At 71.1% G+C, this 19,986-nt stretch carries 21 protein-coding genes, 1 tRNA gene and 2 pseudogenes; 8 read left to right on the top strand and 16 right to left on the bottom strand.

All coding sequences use genetic code 11. The features are described from left to right. Positions 1–3 precede the first annotated feature (3 nt). Genes recO through hpf form a run of 3 tightly spaced genes read right to left on the bottom strand, consistent with a single transcriptional unit; the run spans position 4 to position 2,115 of the window. Entirely contained in the window at positions 4–837 is an 834-nt protein-coding gene (gene recO, locus EVJ50_RS14050; protein WP_150884676.1) for a DNA repair protein RecO, read from the bottom strand. Further along, positions 827–1,522, bottom strand: coding sequence for a deoxyribose-phosphate aldolase (gene deoC / locus EVJ50_RS14055; RefSeq protein ID WP_150884678.1), 696 nt, complete (start codon positions 1,520–1,522; stop codon positions 827–829). The genes recO and deoC overlap by 11 nt, the downstream gene beginning before the upstream one ends. Further along, entirely contained in the window at positions 1,519–2,115 is a 597-nt protein-coding gene (gene hpf / locus EVJ50_RS14060) for a ribosome hibernation-promoting factor, HPF/YfiA family (protein WP_150884680.1), read from the bottom strand. Before hpf ends, deoC begins: the two co-directional genes overlap by 4 nt. Before the next feature lie 57 nt (positions 2,116–2,172). Between hpf and lipB the strand changes: the two genes are divergently transcribed. The 5 genes and pseudogenes from lipB to queA all read left to right on the top strand — a co-directional run bounded on the left by lipB (position 2,173) and on the right by queA (position 7,964). Further along, positions 2,173–2,955 carry a lipoyl(octanoyl) transferase LipB gene (lipB, locus tag EVJ50_RS14065; RefSeq protein ID WP_150884682.1) on the top strand — a complete coding sequence of 261 codons (783 nt, stop codon included), beginning with the start codon at positions 2,173–2,175 and terminating at the stop codon, positions 2,953–2,955. Then, positions 2,924–4,900, top strand: a complete 1,977-nt coding sequence (locus EVJ50_RS14070) for an AMP-binding protein (protein WP_191964796.1) — start codon at positions 2,924–2,926, stop codon at positions 4,898–4,900. Before lipB ends, EVJ50_RS14070 begins: the two co-directional genes overlap by 32 nt. 63 nt (positions 4,901–4,963) lie before the next feature. After that, positions 4,964–5,407 (top strand): YlqD family protein, encoded by a 444-nt coding sequence (locus EVJ50_RS14075; protein WP_150884684.1) that lies wholly within the window; start codon positions 4,964–4,966, stop codon positions 5,405–5,407. A gap of 74 nt (positions 5,408–5,481) precedes the next feature. Further along, positions 5,482–6,848, top strand: a pseudogene (locus tag EVJ50_RS14080) (dihydrolipoamide acetyltransferase family protein). Positions 6,849–6,852: 4 nt separating this feature from the next. Next, positions 6,853–7,964, top strand: a pseudogene (gene queA, locus EVJ50_RS14090) (tRNA preQ1(34) S-adenosylmethionine ribosyltransferase-isomerase QueA). On the opposite strand, the gene EVJ50_RS14095 reads toward queA, so the two are convergent. Both EVJ50_RS14095 and EVJ50_RS14100 read right to left on the bottom strand, forming a co-directional pair. Then, complete coding sequence (locus EVJ50_RS14095; protein WP_150884690.1) at positions 7,910–8,116, bottom strand: DUF2256 domain-containing protein; 207 nt, start codon at positions 8,114–8,116, stop codon at positions 7,910–7,912. The pseudogene queA and the gene EVJ50_RS14095 sit on opposite strands and share 55 nt — an antisense overlap. A 4-nt stretch (positions 8,117–8,120) precedes the next feature. Continuing rightward, positions 8,121–8,732, bottom strand: coding sequence for a DUF938 domain-containing protein (locus EVJ50_RS14100; RefSeq protein WP_150884691.1), 612 nt, complete (start codon positions 8,730–8,732; stop codon positions 8,121–8,123). Positions 8,733–8,928: 196 nt separating this feature from the next. On the opposite strand from EVJ50_RS14100, the gene EVJ50_RS14105 reads away from it, so the two are divergent. Then, on the top strand, positions 8,929–9,408 hold the full coding sequence (locus EVJ50_RS14105; RefSeq protein WP_150884692.1) for a tellurite resistance TerB family protein: 480 nt from the start codon (positions 8,929–8,931) through the stop codon (positions 9,406–9,408). Here the strand turns inward: EVJ50_RS14105 and EVJ50_RS14110 are convergent. Continuing rightward, positions 9,393–10,868 carry a glycosyltransferase family 39 protein gene (locus EVJ50_RS14110; RefSeq protein ID WP_150884693.1) on the bottom strand — a complete coding sequence of 492 codons (1,476 nt, stop codon included), beginning with the start codon at positions 10,866–10,868 and terminating at the stop codon, positions 9,393–9,395. The two genes, EVJ50_RS14105 and EVJ50_RS14110, sit on opposite strands and share 16 nt — an antisense overlap. Before the next feature lie 76 nt (positions 10,869–10,944). After that, positions 10,945–11,018: transfer RNA gene (locus tag EVJ50_RS14115), tRNA-Arg, on the bottom strand. Between the two features lie 97 nt (positions 11,019–11,115). On the opposite strand from EVJ50_RS14115, the gene EVJ50_RS14120 reads away from it, so the two are divergent. Then, positions 11,116–11,925 (top strand): hypothetical protein, encoded by an 810-nt coding sequence (locus tag EVJ50_RS14120; protein ID WP_150884694.1) that lies wholly within the window; start codon positions 11,116–11,118, stop codon positions 11,923–11,925. On the opposite strand, the gene EVJ50_RS14125 is transcribed toward EVJ50_RS14120, so the two are convergent. Together EVJ50_RS14125 and rsmI are read right to left on the bottom strand one after the other, a co-directional pair. Then, entirely contained in the window at positions 11,922–12,161 is a 240-nt protein-coding gene (locus tag EVJ50_RS14125; protein WP_150884695.1) for a hypothetical protein, read from the bottom strand. The genes EVJ50_RS14120 and EVJ50_RS14125 overlap by 4 nt on opposite strands. A gap of 16 nt (positions 12,162–12,177) precedes the next feature. Beyond that, positions 12,178–13,017 (bottom strand): 16S rRNA (cytidine(1402)-2'-O)-methyltransferase, encoded by an 840-nt coding sequence (gene rsmI, locus EVJ50_RS14130; protein WP_225322971.1) that lies wholly within the window; start codon positions 13,015–13,017, stop codon positions 12,178–12,180. A gap of 110 nt (positions 13,018–13,127) precedes the next feature. Here rsmI and EVJ50_RS14135 point away from each other — a divergent pair, with 110 nt between their 5' ends. Further along, positions 13,128–14,045: a 3'(2'),5'-bisphosphate nucleotidase CysQ gene (locus EVJ50_RS14135; RefSeq protein WP_150884696.1), complete on the top strand. Its 918-nt coding sequence runs from the start codon at positions 13,128–13,130 to the stop codon at positions 14,043–14,045. 24 nt (positions 14,046–14,069) lie between these two features. On the opposite strand, the gene EVJ50_RS14140 is transcribed toward EVJ50_RS14135, so the two are convergent. From EVJ50_RS14140 to rseP, 7 genes are all read right to left on the bottom strand, one after another. Then, the gene (locus EVJ50_RS14140; protein WP_150884697.1) at positions 14,070–14,546 is read right to left on the bottom strand and encodes a hypothetical protein; all 477 of its coding nucleotides are present in this window, start codon (positions 14,544–14,546) and stop codon (positions 14,070–14,072) included. Positions 14,547–14,575: 29 nt separating this feature from the next. After that, positions 14,576–15,121 carry a GspH/FimT family pseudopilin gene (locus EVJ50_RS14145; protein ID WP_191964797.1) on the bottom strand — a complete coding sequence of 182 codons (546 nt, stop codon included), beginning with the start codon at positions 15,119–15,121 and terminating at the stop codon, positions 14,576–14,578. A gap of 4 nt (positions 15,122–15,125) precedes the next feature. Continuing rightward, positions 15,126–15,563 carry a hypothetical protein gene (locus tag EVJ50_RS14150; protein WP_150884699.1) on the bottom strand — a complete coding sequence of 146 codons (438 nt, stop codon included), beginning with the start codon at positions 15,561–15,563 and terminating at the stop codon, positions 15,126–15,128. Continuing rightward, positions 15,560–16,006 (bottom strand): hypothetical protein, encoded by a 447-nt coding sequence (locus EVJ50_RS14155; RefSeq protein ID WP_150884700.1) that lies wholly within the window; start codon positions 16,004–16,006, stop codon positions 15,560–15,562. The genes EVJ50_RS14150 and EVJ50_RS14155 overlap by 4 nt, the downstream gene beginning before the upstream one ends. Positions 16,007–16,164: 158 nt before the next feature. Then, positions 16,165–18,330: a polyribonucleotide nucleotidyltransferase gene (locus EVJ50_RS14160; protein ID WP_150884701.1), complete on the bottom strand. Its 2,166-nt coding sequence runs from the start codon at positions 18,328–18,330 to the stop codon at positions 16,165–16,167. 95 nt (positions 18,331–18,425) lie between these two features. Then, positions 18,426–18,728 carry a 30S ribosomal protein S14 gene (gene rpsN, locus EVJ50_RS14165; protein WP_150884702.1) on the bottom strand — a complete coding sequence of 101 codons (303 nt, stop codon included), beginning with the start codon at positions 18,726–18,728 and terminating at the stop codon, positions 18,426–18,428. A gap of 118 nt (positions 18,729–18,846) precedes the next feature. Further along, positions 18,847–19,923, bottom strand: a complete 1,077-nt coding sequence (gene rseP / locus EVJ50_RS14170; protein WP_150884703.1) for an RIP metalloprotease RseP — start codon at positions 19,921–19,923, stop codon at positions 18,847–18,849. Between the last annotated feature and the right edge of the window lie 63 nt (positions 19,924–19,986).

Here is a 19,986-nt window from a genome sequence, read left to right on the forward strand (position 1 = left end):
CTCTCACGGGCGTTCGATCCGCGGACCATGCTCGCTCACGCCACTTCCCTCCGCGCCCGGCCCCGCAGCACCCCGCAGCAGCTCCAGCGAGCGGAGCGGCCGGTCGAGGCAGTCGCTGGTCCAGCTGTGCACGCAGGCCAGGAGCTGCAGCCAGGCGGGGGCCGGCCCCATCAGCTCCCCGGACCGCCGCCTTGGCAGCCTGGGCCTCAGCAGCCGCTGCAGCAGGGCCAGTTCCGAGGCATTGAGCTCCAGTGCGGCTCCCGGCCGGCTGCCGATCGCCACCCCCTCTCCGGGCAGCAGGCTGCAGCGCCACTGCCAATCTCCCAGAGGCGGCTCGAGCACTGCGCCGCTGCAGCAGCACCGCTGCAGCGGCAGGGCGAAGCCTCCCAGCGCCAGCAGCTGAACGCAGCCCTTCACCGCCACGGCCAGGGCGTGATGGGGCGCCTCGCCCGGACGCAGCCCCTCCTCCAGCTGGCCCAGATGCAGGCGCAGGGCCTCCAGCAGTCCCGGGCAGCTCGCTCCGTCCGGCACCAGGGCCAGGGCCAGTTCCATCAGGGTCTGGGCGGCGGCCAGCAGATCGAGGCGCTGCCCGAGCCGCCCGAACGACTGGAGCACCCGCAGCTGCCGGATCCGCCGCAGCCCCCGGCGCCCCACCACCTGCAGCTCCAGCACGGCGAAGGGTGCGGCCGCCGCCAGGCTGCTGCCGGGCCGGCGGGCGCCCGGAGCCGCCAGCCGGGTGATGGCATCGGCGTCGGTCAGGAGCGTGATGAGCCGGTCCCGCTCGCCCAGCGGACCGACCTTGAGCACCAGGCCTCCCAGCCTGGACTCAGCGGCCAAGACCTCCCCGTGCCTCCTGCCGCTGAGCCTCGATCAGGGCCGGCGCCCGGCTGGTGCCGAGCCGGTTCGCACCCGCCAGCACCAGGGAACGGGCCTGATCGAGCTCGGTGATGCCGCCCGAGGCCTTGATGCCGGCCCGGCCGCGGGCCAGCTGGCGCAGCAGGCCCACATCCTCCGCCCGCGCCGGCGGGCCGAAACCGCTGCCGGTCTTGAGGATGGTGACCCCGGCATCAATCGCGGCCTCCACCGCCACGCTGAGCAGAGCCCGGTCCAGCCGCCCCACTTCGAGGATGGCCTTCACCGGCGGGCCCAGCTCGCAGATGGCCGCCAGGTCCTCGGCGAAGGCGGAGCTGCGACCTTCGGCGAGAGCGGCCAGATCCGGCATCACATCGAGTTCATCGGCGCCGGCGGAGGCGGCCCATTCGGCCTCGGCCCAGCGCACTTCGGCGGGCACGGCACCGAAGGGGAAGGCGATGACGCCCACCAGCCGGACAGGCCCGCTGGCCCCGAGCCGCTCCCGGGCGTGGGGCAGGTTGCGGGAGGCCACGCACACCGCCGCCAGGCTGAGGCTGCGGGCCTGGTCGCAGGCCTCGCTCACCTCGGCGCGTCCTGCCAGGGGATCGAGCAGGGCCAGTTCCAGAACGGAGGCCAGATCGACCTCCTCGGCACTGCTGAGGGTGGTCATCCCGCGTCGCGGGCCTGGATCACCCCGAAGCCGCCGTGGTTGCGCCGGTACACCACCTGCAGCTCCGAGGTCTCCCGGTCGCGGAACAGGTAGAAATCGTGGTCGATCAGCTCCAGCTGGTGCAGGGCCTCATCCAGGCTCATGGGCGGCATGGAGAAGTACTTGCGCCGCACACCGGGGGCGGGGAGCTCGGCGGTCCGTCCATCGGTGAGCGAGCCCTCGGGCGTCGTGCCGTTGAGCTCCACCCCTTCGGCCGGGGCCTCGCTGCGGGAGCCGGCGTTGTGGTGGGGGTGGTGATCCTTGAGGCGATCCTTGTAGCGACGCAGCTGGCGGGTGAGCTTGCTCGCCACCAGATCGATGCTGGCGTAGAGGTTCTCGCTGCGTTCCTGGGCCCGGATGATCGTGCCGTTGGCGAACACCGTGACTTCCGCGGTCTGCTGGGGCACGCGGGGGTTGCGCGCCACCGACAGATGCACATCCGCCTCTACCACCATGTCGTCGAAGTGGTTGATCGCCCGGTTCAGCTTCGCTTCGGTGTAGTCGCGGATCGCAGGGGTCACGTCGAGGTTGCGACCGTGGATCAGAAGCTTCATGCGGGGCGGCCTGCCTTCAGTTGTCTGCTCTCAAACTACGAAGCCGGGGTGACGCCGATGCAAAGCGACGCATTCCTTTTCGAACCGCCTCAGCCACTGCCCTTTGAGCAGGGCTGGGCCTGGCAGCGGTCCTGGCGGGATGCGCTCCTCGCCGATGCCGCCGCGACGGAGGCGGTGGCCCTGCTGGAGCACCGCCCCTGCTACACGCTGGGCCGGGGGGCGGACCTGGCGCATCTCCGCTTCGATCCCCTCGCGCCTCCGGCACCGCTGCACCGCATCGACCGTGGCGGCGAGGTGACCCATCACATGCCCGGGCAGCTGGTGGCCTATCCGGTGCTCGATCTGCGCCGTCGCCGCACCGACCTGCACTGGTACCTGCGCCAGCTGGAGCAGGCGGTGATCGACGTGCTGGCCGGCTTCGGCCTCGAGGGACGGCGCCACTCCGGCCTGACCGGGGTCTGGATCGGGGAGGTGAAGGTGGCCGCGATCGGCGTGGGCTGCCGGCGCTGGATCACTCAGCACGGCCTCGCGCTGAACGTGAACGGAAGCCTGGCCGGGTTCGGGGCGATCCGACCCTGTGGCCTCGCGGATCGGTCGGTCGGTCGGCTGAGCGACTGGTGCGGCGACCTCAGTGTCGAGGTGGTGCGCGGGCCGATGGCCCGGGCCCTGGCCTCCCGCTTCGGCCTGCGCTGGTGCGCCACCGCTCCCCGTCTGCGAGGCCCGATGCCGCGCCGGGGCTGGGCGCCGATCTGGTCAGCTGAGGGGCACGCGCTTCATGATCGGGGCCGCATCGGGGATCGAGCCCGCCATGACACCTGCCGCCGCGCCGGAGATCAGTGAGCAGGCCAGGGCGAGCTGGCATCCCGACCCCCGCGAGCTCCGCCTTCTGGACCAGCAGACGCATGTGCTGGATCTGGCCCGGGTGGATCAGCTCTGGCCGGTGCTCGCCGGCCGCCATCCGGACCTCACCGCCCTGGAGGCGCCCCATGCCGCCCATCCGGAAACCCTCAGCTACGGGCAGCTGGAGCAGGCCATCGGCCGCGTCGCGGCGGCCCTGCGCTCCCTCGGCGTTCGCGAGGGCGACGTGGTGGGCCTCTTCGCCGAGAACAGCCCCCGCTGGCTGATGGCCGATCAGGGGGTGATGCGTGCCGGGGCCGCCGACGCGGTGCGCGGCGCCTCCGCCCCGGCCGAGGAGCTCCGCTACATCCTGTCCGACAGCGGCGCGGTCGCCCTGGTGGTGCAGAACGCCGAGGTCTGGCGGCGTCTGGAGCTCCCTCAGGAGGAGCGCTCGCGCCTGCGGCTCGTGGTGCAGCTCGAGGGCGAACCGGCGGATGGACTGATCGGCTGGGATCGCCTGCTGGCGCTCGGCAGCGAGGCGCCGGCGGTGGATCCCGGCGCCGGCCGGCACAGGAGCGAGGCTGCCGGCACCACGGCGACGATCCTCTACACCTCAGGCACCACGGGCCGGCCCAAGGGAGTGCCCCTGAGCCACGCCAACCTGCTGCATCAGATGCGGGCCCTGGCGGTGGTGGCCAGGCCCCAGCCCGGAGATCCGGTGCTGAGCGTGCTGCCGATCTGGCATGCCTACGAACGCAGCGCCGAGTACTACTTCTTCTCCTGCGGCTGCACGCAGACCTACACCACGATCAAGCAGCTCAAGCGCGACCTGCCCCGGGTGCGGCCCGTGATCATGGTGACCGTGCCGCGGCTGTGGGAGGCGGTGCGCGCCGGCTTCGACGATGCGGTGTCGGCCATGCCGGCGCTGCGCCGGGGGCTGATCCAGGGCGCGCTGGCCAACAGCCTGCGCCACACGGCCCATCGCCGCGCCGCCGCCGACCTGCTGCTGGAGCCGGTGCCGCCGGCTCGGCGGCTCACGGAGGGTCTCAGGGCTGCAGCCCGCTGGCCGCTCCATGCCCTGGCCTCGCGCCTGCTCTGGCCGAAGGTGCGGTTGCAGCTCAGCGGCGGCCGCCTGCTCTATCCGATCAACGGCGGCGGCGCCATCGCGCCCTATGTGGACGCCTTCTTCGAGGCGGTGGGCATCGAACTGCTGGTGGGCTACGGACTCACGGAGACCAGCCCTGTGGTGAGCTGCCGCCGGCCCTGGCGCAACATCCGGGGCAGCTCCGGACTGCCCATGCCGGACACCGAATTCCGCATCGTCGATCCCGAGAGCGGCGCACCGCTGCCCTTCCGCTGCCGCGGTCGGGTGCTGGTGCGCGGTCCGCAGGTGATGCGGGGCTACCTGGGCCGGCCGGAGGCCACGGCCCAGGTGCTCACAGACGACGGCTGGTTCGACACCGGCGACCTCGGCCTGCTGCTGCCGGACGGATCTCTGGTGCTCACCGGACGGGCCAAGGACACCATCGTGCTCAGCAGCGGCGAGAACATCGAACCCGGCCCGCTCGAGGAGGCTCTCGTCGCCTCGCCGCTGGTGGAGCAGGTGATGCTGGTCGGTCAGGACGAGCGCCAGCTGGCGGCTCTGGTGGTGCCGCGGGCCGAGGATCTTCAGGGCTGGGCCGCGGCGTCGGGCCTGGAGGTGGATGGCGATCTGGGAGGAAGCCCTGGGGACCCGGAGCTGTGCCGCCGGCTGCGGGGCGAGCTGAACCGGATGCTGGCCGGCCGGCCCGGTTCCCGCCCGGATGAGCGCCTCGGCGGTGTGGCTCTGGTGGCGCCCTTCAGCATCGAGAACGGTCTCCTCACCCAGACGCTCAAGCAGCGCCGCGATCGCATCGCGGATCGCGATGCGGCCGTGATCGCCGCCCTCTATCCCCGCTCCGGCACCTGAAGGCCGATGTCGGTTGACCGGGATTCGGCGGCCTGAGAACGTGTGACTCGATTCGAGCCATCCATGGCAGAGAGCCCCGTCCTGAACATCAAACGCTCGATCACCGTCCGGGCGGTGGTCACGCCCCGCTGGAAGGAGGATGCCGAGCGGGAGCTCAGCAATGCGCTCTCCAACTCCGATCAGCAGCTGAGCCAGCTGGAGCAGGAAGGGCAGCGTCTGGTGGATGAGATCCGGCGTCAGAGCGCCAATCCGCTCGATCCCCGCGTGCAGGAGCAGGTGGGCAGCGTGCAGCAGCAGGTGGCGGCCAAGCGGGCGGAGCTGGAGCAGCAGAAGCGCAGCGTGCTCGAGCAGCAGCAGCAGGTGCGCGGCCTGGAGATGGAGGCGATCGTGGAGCAGGGTCAGCTCGAGAGCTTCTGCGACATCCGCGTCGGCGACAACCTCGTGCAGAAGATGCAGATGGCGATCCTGGTGCGCGACGGGGTGGTCGAGGCGATCGAGTCGGCCTGACCGCGGCGGCAGCGGCGCGGGGAACGGATCAGGGGCGGCTTCTACAGTGCGCCAACCCCGTTCCTCAGACGGCCTTGGCCACCCACGACATCTTCATGCCCGCCCTGAGCTCCACGATGACGGAGGGCAAGATCGTCGAGTGGCTGAAGAAACCGGGCGATCCGGTCGCCCGCGGCGAGTCGGTGCTGGTGGTGGAGTCCGACAAAGCCGACATGGATGTGGAGGCCTTCCAGGAGGGCTTCCTCGCCTCGGTTCTCCTGCCCGCGGGCAGCACCGCCCCCGTGGGTGAGACGATCGGGCTGATCGTGGAGAGCCAGGAGGAGATCGCAGCGGCCGCGGCGGCCGCTCCCAGTGCCGCCGCAGCGCCAGCTCCTGCGGCATCTGAGGCCCCGGCTCCTGCTGCGGCGCCAGCTGCCGCTGCGCCGGCTCCGGCCCCTGCGTCGCCCCCCCTCCGGCTCCTGCACCGCAGCCTGTGGCTGCCGCCAGCCCCGCCCCGGCCGGCAGCGGTGACGGCCGGGTGGTGGCCACACCCCGGGCCCGCAAGCTGGCCGCCCAGCTCGGTGTGGATCTGCAGGGCCTGCGGGGCAGCGGTCCCCATGGCCGCATCCAGGCGGAGGACGTGGAGCAGGCAGCCGGTCGCCCCGTCACCCCTCAGCGCGTGGCCGAGGGCACGGCGCCCGCCAGCGAGGGGCCTGCCGCTGCGTCATCGGCCGCCGCCGCGGCGACGCCGGCACCGTCCCAGCCGGCGGGGCAGAGCTTCGGGGCACCGGGCGAGAGCGTGCCCTTCAACACCCTGCAGCAGGCGGTGAACCGCAACATGCTGGCCAGCCTGGAGGTTCCCTGCTTCCGGGTCGGTTACAGCATCCACACCGACGCCCTCGACGCCTTCTACAGGACGGTCAAGCCCAAGGGCGTCACGATGACGGCCCTGCTGGCCAAGGCCTGCGCCCTGGCTCTGGCCCGCCATCCCCAGGTGAATGCCACCACCAATGGCAACGCCATTCACTACCCCGCCCAGATCAACATCGCCCTGGCTGTGGCGATGGAGGACGGGGGGTTGGTGACGCCCGTTCTGCAGTCGGCTGATAGCACCGACCTCTACAGCCTCTCCCGGCAGTGGGCGGATCTGGTGGCCCGTGCCCGGCGCAAGCAGCTCAAGCCCGAGGAATACAGCACCGGCACCTTCACCCTCTCCAATCTGGGCATGTACGGGGTGGATCGCTTCGATGCGATCCTTCCCCCCGGCACCGGCGCGATCCTCGCGGTGGCCGCCTCACGCCAGGTCGTGGTCGCCGGCAGCGACGGGTCCATTGCCGTGCGCCGACAGATGCAGGTGAACCTCACCGCGGATCACCGGGCGATCTACGGCACCCACGGGGCCGCTTTCCTCAGGGATCTGGCTGACCTGATCGAGAACCGCCCCGAGCAGCTGGCCTTCTGAGGCGGTGCCCCCGGCGGAGACCCCCGACCAGCGTCTGTCGGACTACAGCTACGAGCTGCCGGAGTCGGCGATCGCCCAGGCCCCGGTGGAGCCCCGCCATAGTGCCCGGATGCTGCTGGCCCCCCCTGGAGTGGGCCGGCCGAGGCGGCGGCCCACCTTCAGGTGTGGGATCTCATCAGCCTGCTGAACCCCGGCGATCTGATGGTCGTCAATGACACCCGGGTGCTGCAGGCCCGCCTGCGGGTGCGCCGCTCCAGCGGCGGGGAGGCGGAGCTGCTGCTGCTGGAACCCCGTGGCGAGGGGCGCTGGCTCTGCCTGGCCCGCCCGGCCCGGCGGATGCGCATCGGTGATCGCCTCATGCTTCACGCCCCGGCGCAGGAGGAGATCAGCCTCACGGTGGTCGGGGAGGACCCCGCCAGCGGCGGCCGTGTGGTGGCCTTCCCCTCCGGGTACGACACCGCCGCAACGATCGAGGACCTGCTGCGCAGCTACGGCGAGGCGCCCCTGCCGCCCTACATCCACCGCCACGACCCCGCCGACACGAGCCGCTACCAGACCCGCTACGCGCGCCGGCCCGGAGCCGTGGCCGCCCCGACGGCGGGTCTGCATTTCAGCGATGCCCTGCTGGCGGAGCTGGGGCAGCGGGGTGTGGCGATCGCCAGCGTGACCCTGCACGTGGGTCTCGGCACCTTCCGGCCGATCGAGCAGGAGGATCTGCGGGATCTGCGCCTCCACAGCGAGTGGGTGGAGGTGCCGGAGGCCGCCGTGGCCTCTGTGGAGGCCTGCCGCGCCAGAGGGGGGCGGGTGTTTGCGATCGGTACCACCAGCGTGCGCGCGCTGGAGGGGGCCGCGGCGGCGGCCGGGGGGGCGCTGCGCCCGTACCAGGGTCCGGTGGACCTGGTGATCCAGCCTGGCTTCCGCTTCCAGGTGGTGCAGGGCCTGCTCACCAATTTCCACCTGCCTCGCAGCTCGCTGCTGCTGCTGGTGAGCGCCCTGATCGGGCGGCCCCGGCTGCTGGCGCTCTATCAGCAGGCCATCGCCGAGGGCTATCGCTTCTACTCCTACGGCGACGCGATGCTGATTCCACCGGAGGCGGTGCTGCCGCCGGCCTCCTGACCGGACGACGACCCTCCGCTGCGGTGCTCCCGCCGGCAGCGTTTCGAGCAGTACCGCACCTCCTCCCAGACGTCCTTCCATTTGCGGCGCCACTGGAACGGGCGGCCGCAGTGGCAGCAGGTCTTGGTGGGGCGGTCGCGGTGATGGGGCATCCGATCAGCGCTGCAGGCGGAACTGCAGCATCAGGTTGTTCGACGGCACAGGCATCCTGGCGCTGAGCACCAGCCCGCAGCGAGCCGCCTCCCGCGTCACCCAGCTCAGCTGCCGCAGTCCCATGGCCGGGTCCCGCTGCCGCAGGCTGGCATCGAAGGCCAGGTTGCTCGGGGCGGTGTCGGTTTCCTCCTCCAGGAACGGCCCGTACACCACCAGCGCTCCGCCCTCCCTGAGCAGCGCGGCGGCCAAGGCACAGAGCATCGGCCAGTGATCGCTCGGCATGATGTGAACGGTGTTGGCGGTGAACACCGCATCCACCGGGTCCTGCGGCCAGGAGGCGGCGTCGCTCACGTCGAGGCGGATCGCCGGCGGCAGTGCGGCCCCCGGCGCCAGCCGGGGGCGGCCCTCCTGGTCCAGCCGGTCCTCCAGCTCCGCCAGGAGCGGGCCCGGTTCGGAGCACTGCCAGTGCAGAGCGGGCATCCGGCTGCAGCAGTGAACGGCGTGCTGGCCGCTGCCGGAGCCGATCTCCAGCAGCTGGGCACCCCTGGGCAGCCAGCCCTCGAGCACCCGGAGGATGACCTCCTTGTTGCGTTCACAGGCTGCGGAGAACAGCACGGGGCTCCTGGATGGACCGACATCCTCGTTGTTGCCAACCCCACACCGATGGCGGCAGCTGGGGATTTCTGCTCATTCTCCCGGGCCGGTGCCTCTGGCTACCGACGGGGCGGGGCCGGCGGGAATGAAGTTCTTACAGCGCCGCTCCCTTCATCCGGGACCTGCCGGACCGCTGCTCCTCCGACCCGTTCACGCCATGACCTCCACGCTTCCCTCACCGACCATGGCCGAGGCCACCCCTGCCGCCGCCGGGTCGAGCCGGCTGGATCCGATCAAGGCCCTGGCCGCGGTGGCTCTCTCGGCCGTGTCCTGGGATGGGGTTCTGAGCAAGGCCGGATCCCGGGCTCTGCGCCACTCGCTCGACTACCGCGAGCCCTATCGCTCGATGAGCGACAAGGAGATGGTGGCGATGATCGATGAGCTGCTGCAGATCCTCAGGACCCGTGGTGCCCAGCACCTGATGCTGGATGCTGCCCAGACCCTGAGCATGGCTCAGCGGCGCACGGCTTACGCGATGGCGGCCGAGATCATGCGCTCCGATGGACCCCTGGAAGACGATGAGCGCAACATCCTGGCCAGCCTGGCCGATGCGTTCGAACTGCCCGCCTCCCTCACCGAGAAGGTGATCGAGGTGATGACGATGCTCCACGCCGACGTGTTCTACGGGCTCCGCTGAGGGAGCGTGCAGCGCCAGGCGAAGGCCCCCCGGGGTAGCTCCTCGAGGGGCTCGCAGCGGTAGCCGGCGTCCCGGCTGATCGCCTTCAGGTCCTCAAGCCGCCTGCGTTCGTCCGAGTTGCGCCCGGCCGCCGCCAGGTGCAGCTCAGCCGGTGGCGGTGAGGCCTTCAGGGCCTGCCGCAGATCGTCCTCCTCCCCCCAGGCCCTCCCCGGCCCGTCCAGGCGGCCGGCCGCCAGCAGCACCCGGTCGCTGGCCGCGAACAGCTCCGGCCGCCGCGCGTAGCGGTGGCTGGCGCCGGCCAGCCGCAGGGACACCGAGCGGAAGTCATCCCGCTCCCGATCGAAGCGTCCCGCCGATGGCTGCAGCTCCCGGAACGACTCCGTCCAGACGTGCACAACGGCCACCGCGGCCAGCAGCAGCGCCAGCCAGGCGGCCCGTGGCCGCAGCGACCAATCGGCCAGGCCGATGGCCACAGCCGGGATCAACACCGGCACCAGCACGATGAAGTAGCGCGCGAAGGCGATTGGCCTGAGGAACGACACGGCCACCACCAGCAGCACCATCAGGAGGCCGCCCCAGAGCCCGGTGCGGTCCGCCAGCCGCCGCCACTCGATCGGCTGCGCCTTGGCGGGGCGTCCCCAGAGCTGCAGGACCAATACGGCCATGGCGATCGCTGCCAGCATCCGGAAGGGATCCGCACCCAGAGCCCGGCGGAGCACGGCCGTGAGCAGCGAGAACTCCGGTGGCGCGATCCAGTCGTTGGTGGAGGGGTCCAGCAGATAGCCGGAGGCATGCACGATCCAGGCGGCCCCGGGCACCATTCCGGCGCCGCAGGCCAGGGCGAGCCGCCAGCGCCGCCGGCAGGCGTCCCAGAGGCCGGTGGCACCCAGCAGGGCCAGTCCGTAGAAGTGGGTGAAGCCACTGAGGGCCACCAGCAGGGCGTAGCCGATGCCCGGCCCCTGGCGCCTCGGCCGCTCCAGGGCCTGGGCGCGCAGGATCAGAGCGCCGGCGATCAGGGCTACCAGCAGGGCGTAGCTCTTGCCCTCGATCGCGAAGCGCACCGGAAAGGGGGTGCAGAAGGCGAGCAGGGCTGCAATCACGGCGGCGCGGCGCCGGTGGCGGGCCAGCAGAGCAGCCTGAAGAGCCATCAGGCCGCCCCCGAGCAGATAGGCCAGCCAGGAGAAGGCCCTCAGGCTCCAGGCGGTCTGCCCGATCGCCTGTCCCCAGCCCCAGAGGCTCAGGTAGTAGAGGGGCGGATGCGAGTCGGTGCGCAGGTAGCTGAGGATGAATCCCGGTGAGGGCTGAAACGACTTGATCACGCTCCGCAGCTCATCCCCCCAGAGGCTGCTGCTGTCGATCAGCAGGAAGGTCCTGGCGGCGAAGGCCGCGCAGACCACGCCGGCCAGGAGTGTGAGCAGCGGCTCGGCGGCGAAGCGGGGCTGTGGTGTGCGGTGACGCATCGGGGCGAACAGCGCGGCGGCGGTCGCTCAGGAGTGTCCGCCATCGCGGCGTGCCGTGGCCTCCGGGGAGGGGCAGCGCTCCCTGTTGGACTCGAACCAACGACCGACCGCTTAGAAGGCGGTTGCTCTATCCAGCTGAGCTAAGGGAGCAGAGGCGGCGTGCCGCCCCGGCATTCTTTCAGCACATGGCCGAAGCAGCGGGGCTGGCTGTGGCCCTTAGGGTGGAGTGCTGCCCACGCCTCGATCCATGGCCGCGACCCGGCTCAGCGACAGCCAGAAGCAGGAGCTGCTCCGCCGCTTCCGTGACGGGGCCACCGCTCAGTCACTGGCCCTGGAATTCGGCTGCAGCCCCACCACGGTGGGCCGGGCCATCCGGGCCCAGGTGAGCCCGGAGGAGTACGCCGCCCTGAAACAGGGTCGTCCCCAGCAGAAGGGAGGCCAGGCGCAGCAGATGGCACAACCGGAAGCGTCCGTTGCCCCCCGCGGAGAGGCAGCCAGTCGACATGCGCCGAACGGAGATGCCCCCAGCGGAGCCGCCTCCAGCAGCTCCAGGGATCCGGAAGAGGCCGACGATGACGGTGAGCTGGCGGTACCCGGCAGCCTGGCGATCGAAGATGCCGATGACTTCTCCGGTGACGACAGCGACGACGGCGACCTCAGCGACGACGACCTGAGGGCTGCCGAGGAGGATCCCTCCACCTTCGTGCTGCTGGCGCCCGCGGACGCCGTGCAGCCCAGGCCTCCGGCCCGGGTGGAATCGCTGGCTGATGCCGCCCTGCCGAGCCGCCTCTACATGCTGGTGGACAAGGCCGTTGAGCTCGAACCCAGGCCGCTGAGCACCTTCACGGAGCTGGGGGCTCTGCCGGACGGCGAGGCCGAACGGGCCGCTCTGGCCCTCTACGGCAGCCCGCGCACGGCCAAGCGGGAGTGCGGCCGCAGCCAGAAGGTGATTCCCCTGCCCGATCCCCAGGTGGTGCTGCGCACCTCCACCTATCTGCTGGCCCAGGGCATCAGCCGGGTCGTTCTCGATGGGCGCCCCTACGCCCTCGATCGCTAGACGCCGCGATCTGAGCCGCCGGAGAGCACCAGGGCCGCTCCCATACCGCCGCTGAACAGGCCCGCCACCAGCGCGATCCCCACCACAAAACCGGTGGGCAGCTCCGTGCTCCGCCCCAGCCCCAGGTTCAGGCTCACCCGCTCGTCGAGGTTCTGAGCGCCGAGGCAGAGGGCCAGCAGCACGAGCGCGGACGCGCCGCAGGCGCTCAGAGCAAGGCGGATCGTGCGCAGCACCATCAATGAGCCATTGGCCTCACTCTGGCGGATCGCTGGGGTGCAGCAGGCTGTAGAGGTGCCGGCGCGGTTGACCGCTGCTGCGGGCCACCTCCCGTGCTGCCTGGCTGGGGGAGGCCCCGCCTGCCATGGCTGCGTTCAGGGCCTGCAGCAACCGGTCGTCGCTCCAGCTCTCGGCCGCCGGCATCGCCCCGCCCACCACAAGGGTGAACTCCCCGAGGGGCGGGTGGTTGCGGAAATGCTGCAGCGCCGCCGAAAGGGTGGGCCCCACCTGTTCCTCGTGGCGCTTGGTCAGCTCCCGGCTCACCTGGGCGGGCCGGTCTCCCAGCTCCTGGATCAGATCCTCCAGCACCTCCGGTAGCCGGTGTGGTGCGGCATACACGATCAGCGTGCGCTGCTCCTCCCGCAGGCTTGCGAGATGGCGGAGCCGCTCGCTGCGCCGGGGCGGCAGGAACCCCTCGAAGCAGAAGCGGCCTGCCGGCAGGCCGCTGCTCACCAGGGCTGTGGTGAGGGCGCAGGGGCCCGGCACGCACACCACGGAATGACCGGCCCGCCGGGCGGCTGCCGCCAGCTCCTCGCCCGGATCGCTGATCCCCGGCAGGCCCGCATCGCTGACCAGCACCAGTGGGTCGTCAGCCGCCAGCACCGCCAGAAGCTGGGGCAGCCGCTCCTGGCGATTGTGGTGGTGAAAGCTCAGCAGTCGCCGCGCCGGTCGCCGGCCGATGCCGACGGCCTGCAGCAGCTGAGCGGTACGGCGGGTGTCCTCGCAGGCGATCGTGTCCACCTGCTCCAGCAGGGCGCGGGCCCGGGGCGAGAGATCGCCGAGATGCCCGATCGGCGTGCCTACCAGGTACAGCACCCCTGAAACAGGCTCAGGGGATCCCGCCCGATGCACGCGTGGAGCGGCGTCCTGCGGACCCGGTACCGCCGGCGATTCGGCGCTCACGCACAATGCCTCTTTGCCAGTCCATGATGCCGGCCCGCTCCCTTCCCCAGGACGTGGGGCTTGACGCCCTGTTGGCCGAGCTTCGACGTCTGGCCTGGGGCGCGGCCGACATCCTGCGGGCCTACGCCCGCGGCGAGACACCACCCCATGGATTTCCGCCGGCCCTCTCGGTGGACGACGGTGGCGAAGGGCCGGTGTCGGCTGCGGATCTGGCGGTGAACCAGTGGCTGCTCGATGGCCTGAAGGCCGCCTTCCCGACCGCGAACTGGTTGCTGCTCAGCGAGGAGACCGCCGCCGAGCAGATCCGCGACGGCCAGCCGCTGGCGGGCGAGTGGCTCTGGATCCTCGATCCGCTCGATGGCACCAAGGATTTCCTCCAGGGCACCGGTGAGTACGCGGTGCATCTGGCCCTGGTGCGGCAGCAGCGGCCCGTGCTCGGTGTGGTGCTGCTGCCGGAGGCCGAGGAGCTGTGGTTCGGCATCCCGGGAGGTGAGGGCTGCTGGTGCGAGAACCGGGCCGGCGAGCGCACGGCTCCGGCCCTCAGCGCCCGCTCCAGCCCCGGCGAGATGGTGCTGGTGGCCAGCCGCAACCACCGCGACCAGCGGCTGGAGCAGCTGCTGGCTGAGCTGTCTCTGGGCGGCACCCGGGCGGTGGGCAGTGTGGGATGCAAGGTCGCCACGATCCTGCGCGGTGAAACCGACCTCTATGTGTCGCTGTCGGGCCGCAGCGCCCCGAAGGACTGGGACATGGCCGCTCCCGAGGCCGTGCTGCTGGCGGCCGGTGGGGCCTTCACCCATGCCGACGGCCAGCCCCTCCTCTACAACCGTGGCGACGTCCGTCAGGCGGGTTGCCTGATCGCCAGCCAGGGCCGCGCCCACCACGACCTCTGCCGCAGCGCTGAGGCCGCCATGGCCCGCATCGATCCGGGTTTTGCGGTCTGAGCGCGCGGGGTCTGTTCCTGTTCCCTACAGACCCTCCCTGCCGAGCCGCTCAGCCGTGCTCCCGTCGGCGATGACCCGGTTCAACGCCTGACCCGGTTGCAGGGATCCATCCAGGCCATAGGAGGGGCCGCAGCGCATCAGCACAGGCTGCTGCCAGATCCGGCTGGGGCGGTTGCCGAGGCTGTAGGTGATCGGGCCCTGGCGGGTGTGCAGGTGCAGCACGGGCCGGCGACCGCTCAGCCGGCAGGCCGGCACGGCGACCTGTGGGTCGCGCGCTTCGCTCTGGGCCTGGGCCCGGTCGTGGTGGATCAGATCCCGGGTCCGCTCCAGCCACTGGCGCTCGTGCATGGCCGAGAGCAGCCTCCGGCTGGCTCCGCTCTCCACCAACAGCAGCTGCAGGAAGGCCGCGGCCAGTGCCATGCCCAGAGCCGAGGCGATGAGCAGTTCCGCCAGGGTGAAGCCGTCCGATGTGCCGGTGAGGCACCGCCTGTGCCCGGCCAACGCTGATCCCCACAACCGCTGCATGGTTCTCACGACTCACGGGGCAGGCAGTGGCGGGCCAGGGGCGGGGCCGCGGCGTCGCCGTGATAGCGACCGGTCCGCACGATCCCGAGCGGCAGGCTCATCACGGCGCAGAGCGGCCGCAGATCGTCACTCCTGTGCTCCAGCACGGCGGTGCCACCATCGAGCACCAGCCCCTGGCCCGTGAAGCGCAGGCTGCCGGGAAAGCTGTGGCTGAGCCGGATCTCGCTCGCCAGCGGCCGGCGGCGCAGGGAGGCCAGTGCCTGCTCACACGGATCCAGGCCGGGGCGCCGGGGCTGTGTCCAGCCGCTGGCCTCCAGCTGCAGGCCGCAGGGCCGGGCCCGCTCACGGGCCTCGCTGCGAGCGAGGCTGAGCCCGGCCAGAACCGTCTGAAGGCCGTGATCGAGCCGTTGCCGGGCCATGGCCCGGCTGCCCTGGCGAAACAGCAGACCGCTCAGCAGGCCGGCCACCGCCAGCACCACCAGCAGTTCACACAGGCTGAAGCCTTCAGACGGGCCGCTGAAACGGGTGCCGTTGGGCCGACCAGGGGCCACCGCCTCAGGCCCGGGGGGACGATGGAGCATCGCTCTCCTCCGGCTGGTTCACGGGATCGGGTTGACGGCCGCAGCGCCCCTGGGCGGCCGGATCGAGCAGGCGCCGGCGGCTGCGCCCCGTGTCGGTGGCCTCCAGCTGCATCAGCAGCCTCCGGTCCCCGTCCACGCGTGTGAGGGTCCGCTGCAGGCCCTCGGGAACGGCCTGGGCCGCGATGCGCCGCTGCAGGGCGATGGTCACCCAGTCGCAGGCGCTGTCGGGCATGGAGGGCAGCGCGGCCATAGCCGCTTCGGCGGCCCGGAACTGGCTGTCGATGGCGTTCAGCGCCAGGGCGCGTGCCTCGCGGCGGTGCTCACCGGCCGCGGCCAGGCCCATCAGCTGCATCGAGGCGCTGCTGCTGAGGGTCAGCAGGCTGGCGGCCACCACGCATTCGGCGAGGTTCACGCGCCCACCCCCCCCACAGCCTCCAGCTGCAGGCCCGTTGCTCTCAATGGAGCCGGACCCAGCTGCACCCAGAAGCGGGCCTGCCGTTGCACGCCAGCGCTGCCCGGCCCCGGCAGGCCACTGAGCTGCAGCCGCAGGCGTGCCCCGGCGGCGGCCGGCACGGGCGTCCACTCCAGCAGCTGGCCGTTGTGGTCCAGCCCCTCCACCCGCTGCAGGGCCGCCAACTGGATGGCGTCGGCGCAGGGGCGGGAGGCGCCGGCTGACCAGTCGCTGGAGGCCTGATCGATCAGGCAGCCATGGCTGCGGTTGAGTCGGCCCAGCCAGTCCATCGCCGCGCTGCGGAGCGCATCCTCCTGCTGGCGGCTGCGCCAGCGCGCCACCTCCTGAATCCTGCCCTGGAGCGCGGAGGCCTGAAGGGCCATGCTTCCCAGAAGCATGACCATGCAGCCGCTGAGGGCGAGCGGCAGAAGGAAGCCCGCCTCAGTGGCGGGCGGGCCTGCGGAGCGCCGGCTCCGGAGGCGGTGTCTGAGGTCCATGGGGGTCGAGTGGTGCGACCCCCATGGGATTCCCCCGGATCACCGTCTGGTGATCCGGCCCGGACTCAGACCAGGGGCGCCACGGGAGTGGGGGCCACCTCGGCCACGGAGCTGCCGTCCTGCTGGGGCACGCCGCGCAAGGTGAGGTTGATGCGGCCGCGGTTGTCGATCTCCCGCACCCGCACGGTCACCTGATCCCCCACCTTCACCACGTCGTCCACTTTCTCCACCCGCGCTTCGGAGAGCTGGGAGATGTGGATCATGCCCTCCTTGCCGGGAAGGATCTCCACGAAGGCCCCGATCGGAATGATGCGGGTCACGCCGCCGTGGAACACCTCGCCTTCGGTGACGCGGCGGGTGAGTCCCTCGATCATGCGCTGGGCTTCCTCAGCTGCGGCACCGTCGTGACTGGCGATGGTCACCAGGCCGCCGTCCTCGATGTCGATCTTGGTGTTGGTGCGCTCGGTGATGCCCTTGATCGTGCGGCCGCCGGGGCCGATCACCGTGCCGATCAGTTCCGGATCGATGCGGAAGCTCACAAGGCGCGGTGCATGGGGCGAGAGCACATCGCGCGGCTTCTCGATGGCACTGAGCATCTTCTCGAGAATGTGCAGCCGCGCCGGACGCGCCTGCTGAATGGCCTCGGCCACCGTGCCCACGGCCAGGCCGGTGATCTTCATGTCCATCTGCAGGGCGGTGATGCCCTTGTCGGTGCCGGCGACCTTGAAGTCCATGTCGCCGAGGAAGTCCTCGATGCCCTGGATGTCCGTGAGGATGCGCACTTCATCGCCTTCCTTGATCAGGCCCATGGCCGCGCCGCTCACCGGGGCCTTCAGGGGCACGCCCGCATCCATCAGGGCCAGGGTGCTGCCGCAGACCGACCCCATCGATGTGGAGCCGTTGGAGCTCAGGCATTCGGACACGACCCGCACCACGTAGGGGAAGTTGTCCTTGGGAGGAAGCACGGGAACGATGGCCCGCTCCGCCAGCGCACCGTGACCGATCTCCCTCCGGCCGGGTGAGCGCATCGGCTTGGTCTCGCCGGTGGAGTAGGGCGGGAAGTTGTAGTGATGCAGGTAGGTCTTCTCTGTGCCGGGATGGAGGTCATCCATCTCCTGGGCGTCGCTGGGGGTGCCGAGGGTGGCGCAGGAGAGCACCTGGGTCAGACCCCGCTGGAACAGGCCCGAGCCGTGCACGCGCTTGGGCAGCACACCGGCCGCGGCCGAGATCGGACGCACCTCGTCGAGGGCACGCCCATCGACCCGCTTGCCGTCCTTGACGATCTGAGCCCGCATCAGGCGCTTGGTCAGGGCCTTGAAGGCGTTCGCCACCTGCTTGGGCTGGGAGCTCACCAGCACGCGCACCGGATCGTCCTCCTTGAGGGCGTTGGCCGCCTCGATCGCTTCGGCCTTGATCGCATCGAGGCGCTCGTCGCGCTGCTCCTTGCTGAGGTCGAACTCCTGCAGCACCTTGCCGATCGCCTTGCTGCAGGCCTTGTCGAGGAAGGCGGGCAGGCTGGGGTCCTCCTCGCGGGGCTCGGGCAGCACCTGCTCCTTGCCGAGGCTCTTGATCAGGTCCTGCTGGGCCTTGATCAGTTCGCACACCGCTTCGTAGCCGAAGTCGATCGCCTCGATCACATCCTGTTCGGGCAGCTGATTGGCTCCCGCCTCCACCATCACCACGCCCTGGGGCGTGCCGGCCACCACCAGGTCGAGTTCACTGCGCTCGATCTCGCGGTAGCTGGGGTTGAGCACGAAGTCGTCGCCGAGGAGACCGACGCGCACGGCCGCCATGGGGCCGTTGAAGGGAATGCCCGCCAGCAGGGTGGCCATGGAGGCTCCGGTCACCGCCAGCACGTCCGGCGGCACCCGGTCGTCCATCGACAGGCAGGTGGCTACCAGCTGAATGTCGTCGCGCATCCAGTTGGGGAAGAGCGGCCGCATCGGCCGGTCCATCAGCCGGGCCGCCAGGGTGGCGCGTTCGGGCGGGCGGCTCTCGCGGCGGATGTAGCTGCCGGGGATGCGACCAGCGGCGTAGAGGCGCTCCTCGTAGTCGCAGATCAGGGGGAGAAAATCAATGCCTTCGCGGCCGCCGGATCGGGTGGCGGTGACGAGAACTGCGGTATCGCCGCATTCGATGAGGACGGACCCTCCGGCCTGAGGGGCGAACCGTCCGGTGGTCAGCCTGATCTCCCGTCCATCGAAGGAGATCGACTGCGTCTGACCTTGCACGTGTGGTTATGTCTGTGTTTGTCCACACGTATCCTGACACTCAGTCCGGCCGGTCGGCGCGGGGGACACAGGCCGCCGCCGACCGGCCCGTGAGCTCACCAGCTGGACTTGACCAGACCGGGCAGCTCGCCGCGGTGGGCCCGCTCGCGCAGCTGGTTGCGGCACAGTCCGAAATCGCGGTACACACCGCGGGGCTTGCCGGTGGCCCAGCAGCGGTTGCGCTGACGGGAGGGGGCGCTGTTGCGGGGCAGCCGCTGAATCTTGCGGTGGATCTCCAGACGCTCCATCGGATCGCCGCTGGCGCGGAAGGCCTCCAGCAGCGCCTTCCGGCGGGCAGCGAAGCGATCCACCATCCGTGTGCGCTTCACATCCCGCGCGATCATCGATTTCTTGGCCATGCGCCCTGAAGCTGAACCTGCAGACAGCACGCGAATCTACTCTGCGGCCTCCGCTTCCCGTCAGCGCACTCGCTCCTGACCGCTGTTGCCGGGCGCAGCGCTGCGGTTCAGCCGCGGCTCAGCGGCCCATCAGTTGCTGCACCACGGAGAGCTGGCTCGTGTCACGCACCACCAGCACGGCGCTCAGCCCGAGCAGCAGCAGCACGCCGGACTGCATGAACGCGATCTGAACCCGCTCCGGCAGGGGACGGCCCCGCAGACCCTCCAGCAGCAGCAGCGCCATCTGGCCGCCGTCCAGCAGTGGCAGCGGCAGAGCGTTGAGCACCGCCAGGTTCACCGAGATCAGCGCTGCGAACAGCACCAGGCCGCCGCCGCCCTGGCTGGCCAGGGAGGCGCCCATCTCCACAATGCGCACCGGTCCCGACACCTGGGACGCGGTTTCCTGGAAGCGGGTCAGCAGGGAGCCGTAGCCCTGGGCCGTGCGCTTCAGCAGCTGCACGGTGGTGCGGTTGGCGTGATCGAGCACCTCGATCGGCCCGCGCGCCGGCCGCAGCGCCAGGCTGCCGTTGGCCTGGAGCTGGGCCCCCACCCGGCCGATGCCGGCCGAATCGCTCGGCTGCAGCGTCACCGGGGCGATGGCATCGCCGCGCCGCACGGACAGCGTCAGCGGTTCTCCGGGGGCGGTCTTGATCCGGCGCACCAGGCTGCTCACGGCGCCCTGTCCGCCGCCGAGGGACTGCCCCTCCACCGAGAGGATCGTGTCGCCGGGCTTGAGGCCCGCGGCGGCGGCGGCTTCGCCGGGCTGCACCATCAGCACGCTCACCCCCGGGGCGGGCTCGGCCGGTAGGCCGGCCAGGGCGCCCTGGGCCAGCAGCACGGTCCACGCCAGCAGCAGATTGGCGAGCACACCGGCGGCGATCACCAGGGCCCGCTGGGGCAGGGGCCGGTTGCGCAGCAGATCCGGGTCGCTGCGGTCGATGCCCTCATCGTCGTCGGGGAAGGAGACGAAGCCGCCCAGCGGAATCGCCCGCAGGGCGTAGGTCACCTCGCCGCGGCGCAGGCTCAGCAGCGCCGGCCCGAAGCCGATCGAGAAGCCGCTGACGCGGATGCCCTGCGCCGTGGCCGCGAAGAAGTGGCCGGCCTCGTGAATCACGATCAGTCCGGCCAGGATCGCCAGCGTGGTGATCACTCCCATGGCGTCCGCATTCCCTCACGCAGCAATCGCACCATTGTGACGGTGTTTGGTCGTCTCAGCGGC

The organism is Synechococcus sp. RSCCF101, from assembly GCF_008807075.1.
Taxonomy (GTDB): Bacteria; Cyanobacteriota; Cyanobacteriia; order PCC-6307; family Cyanobiaceae; genus RSCCF101.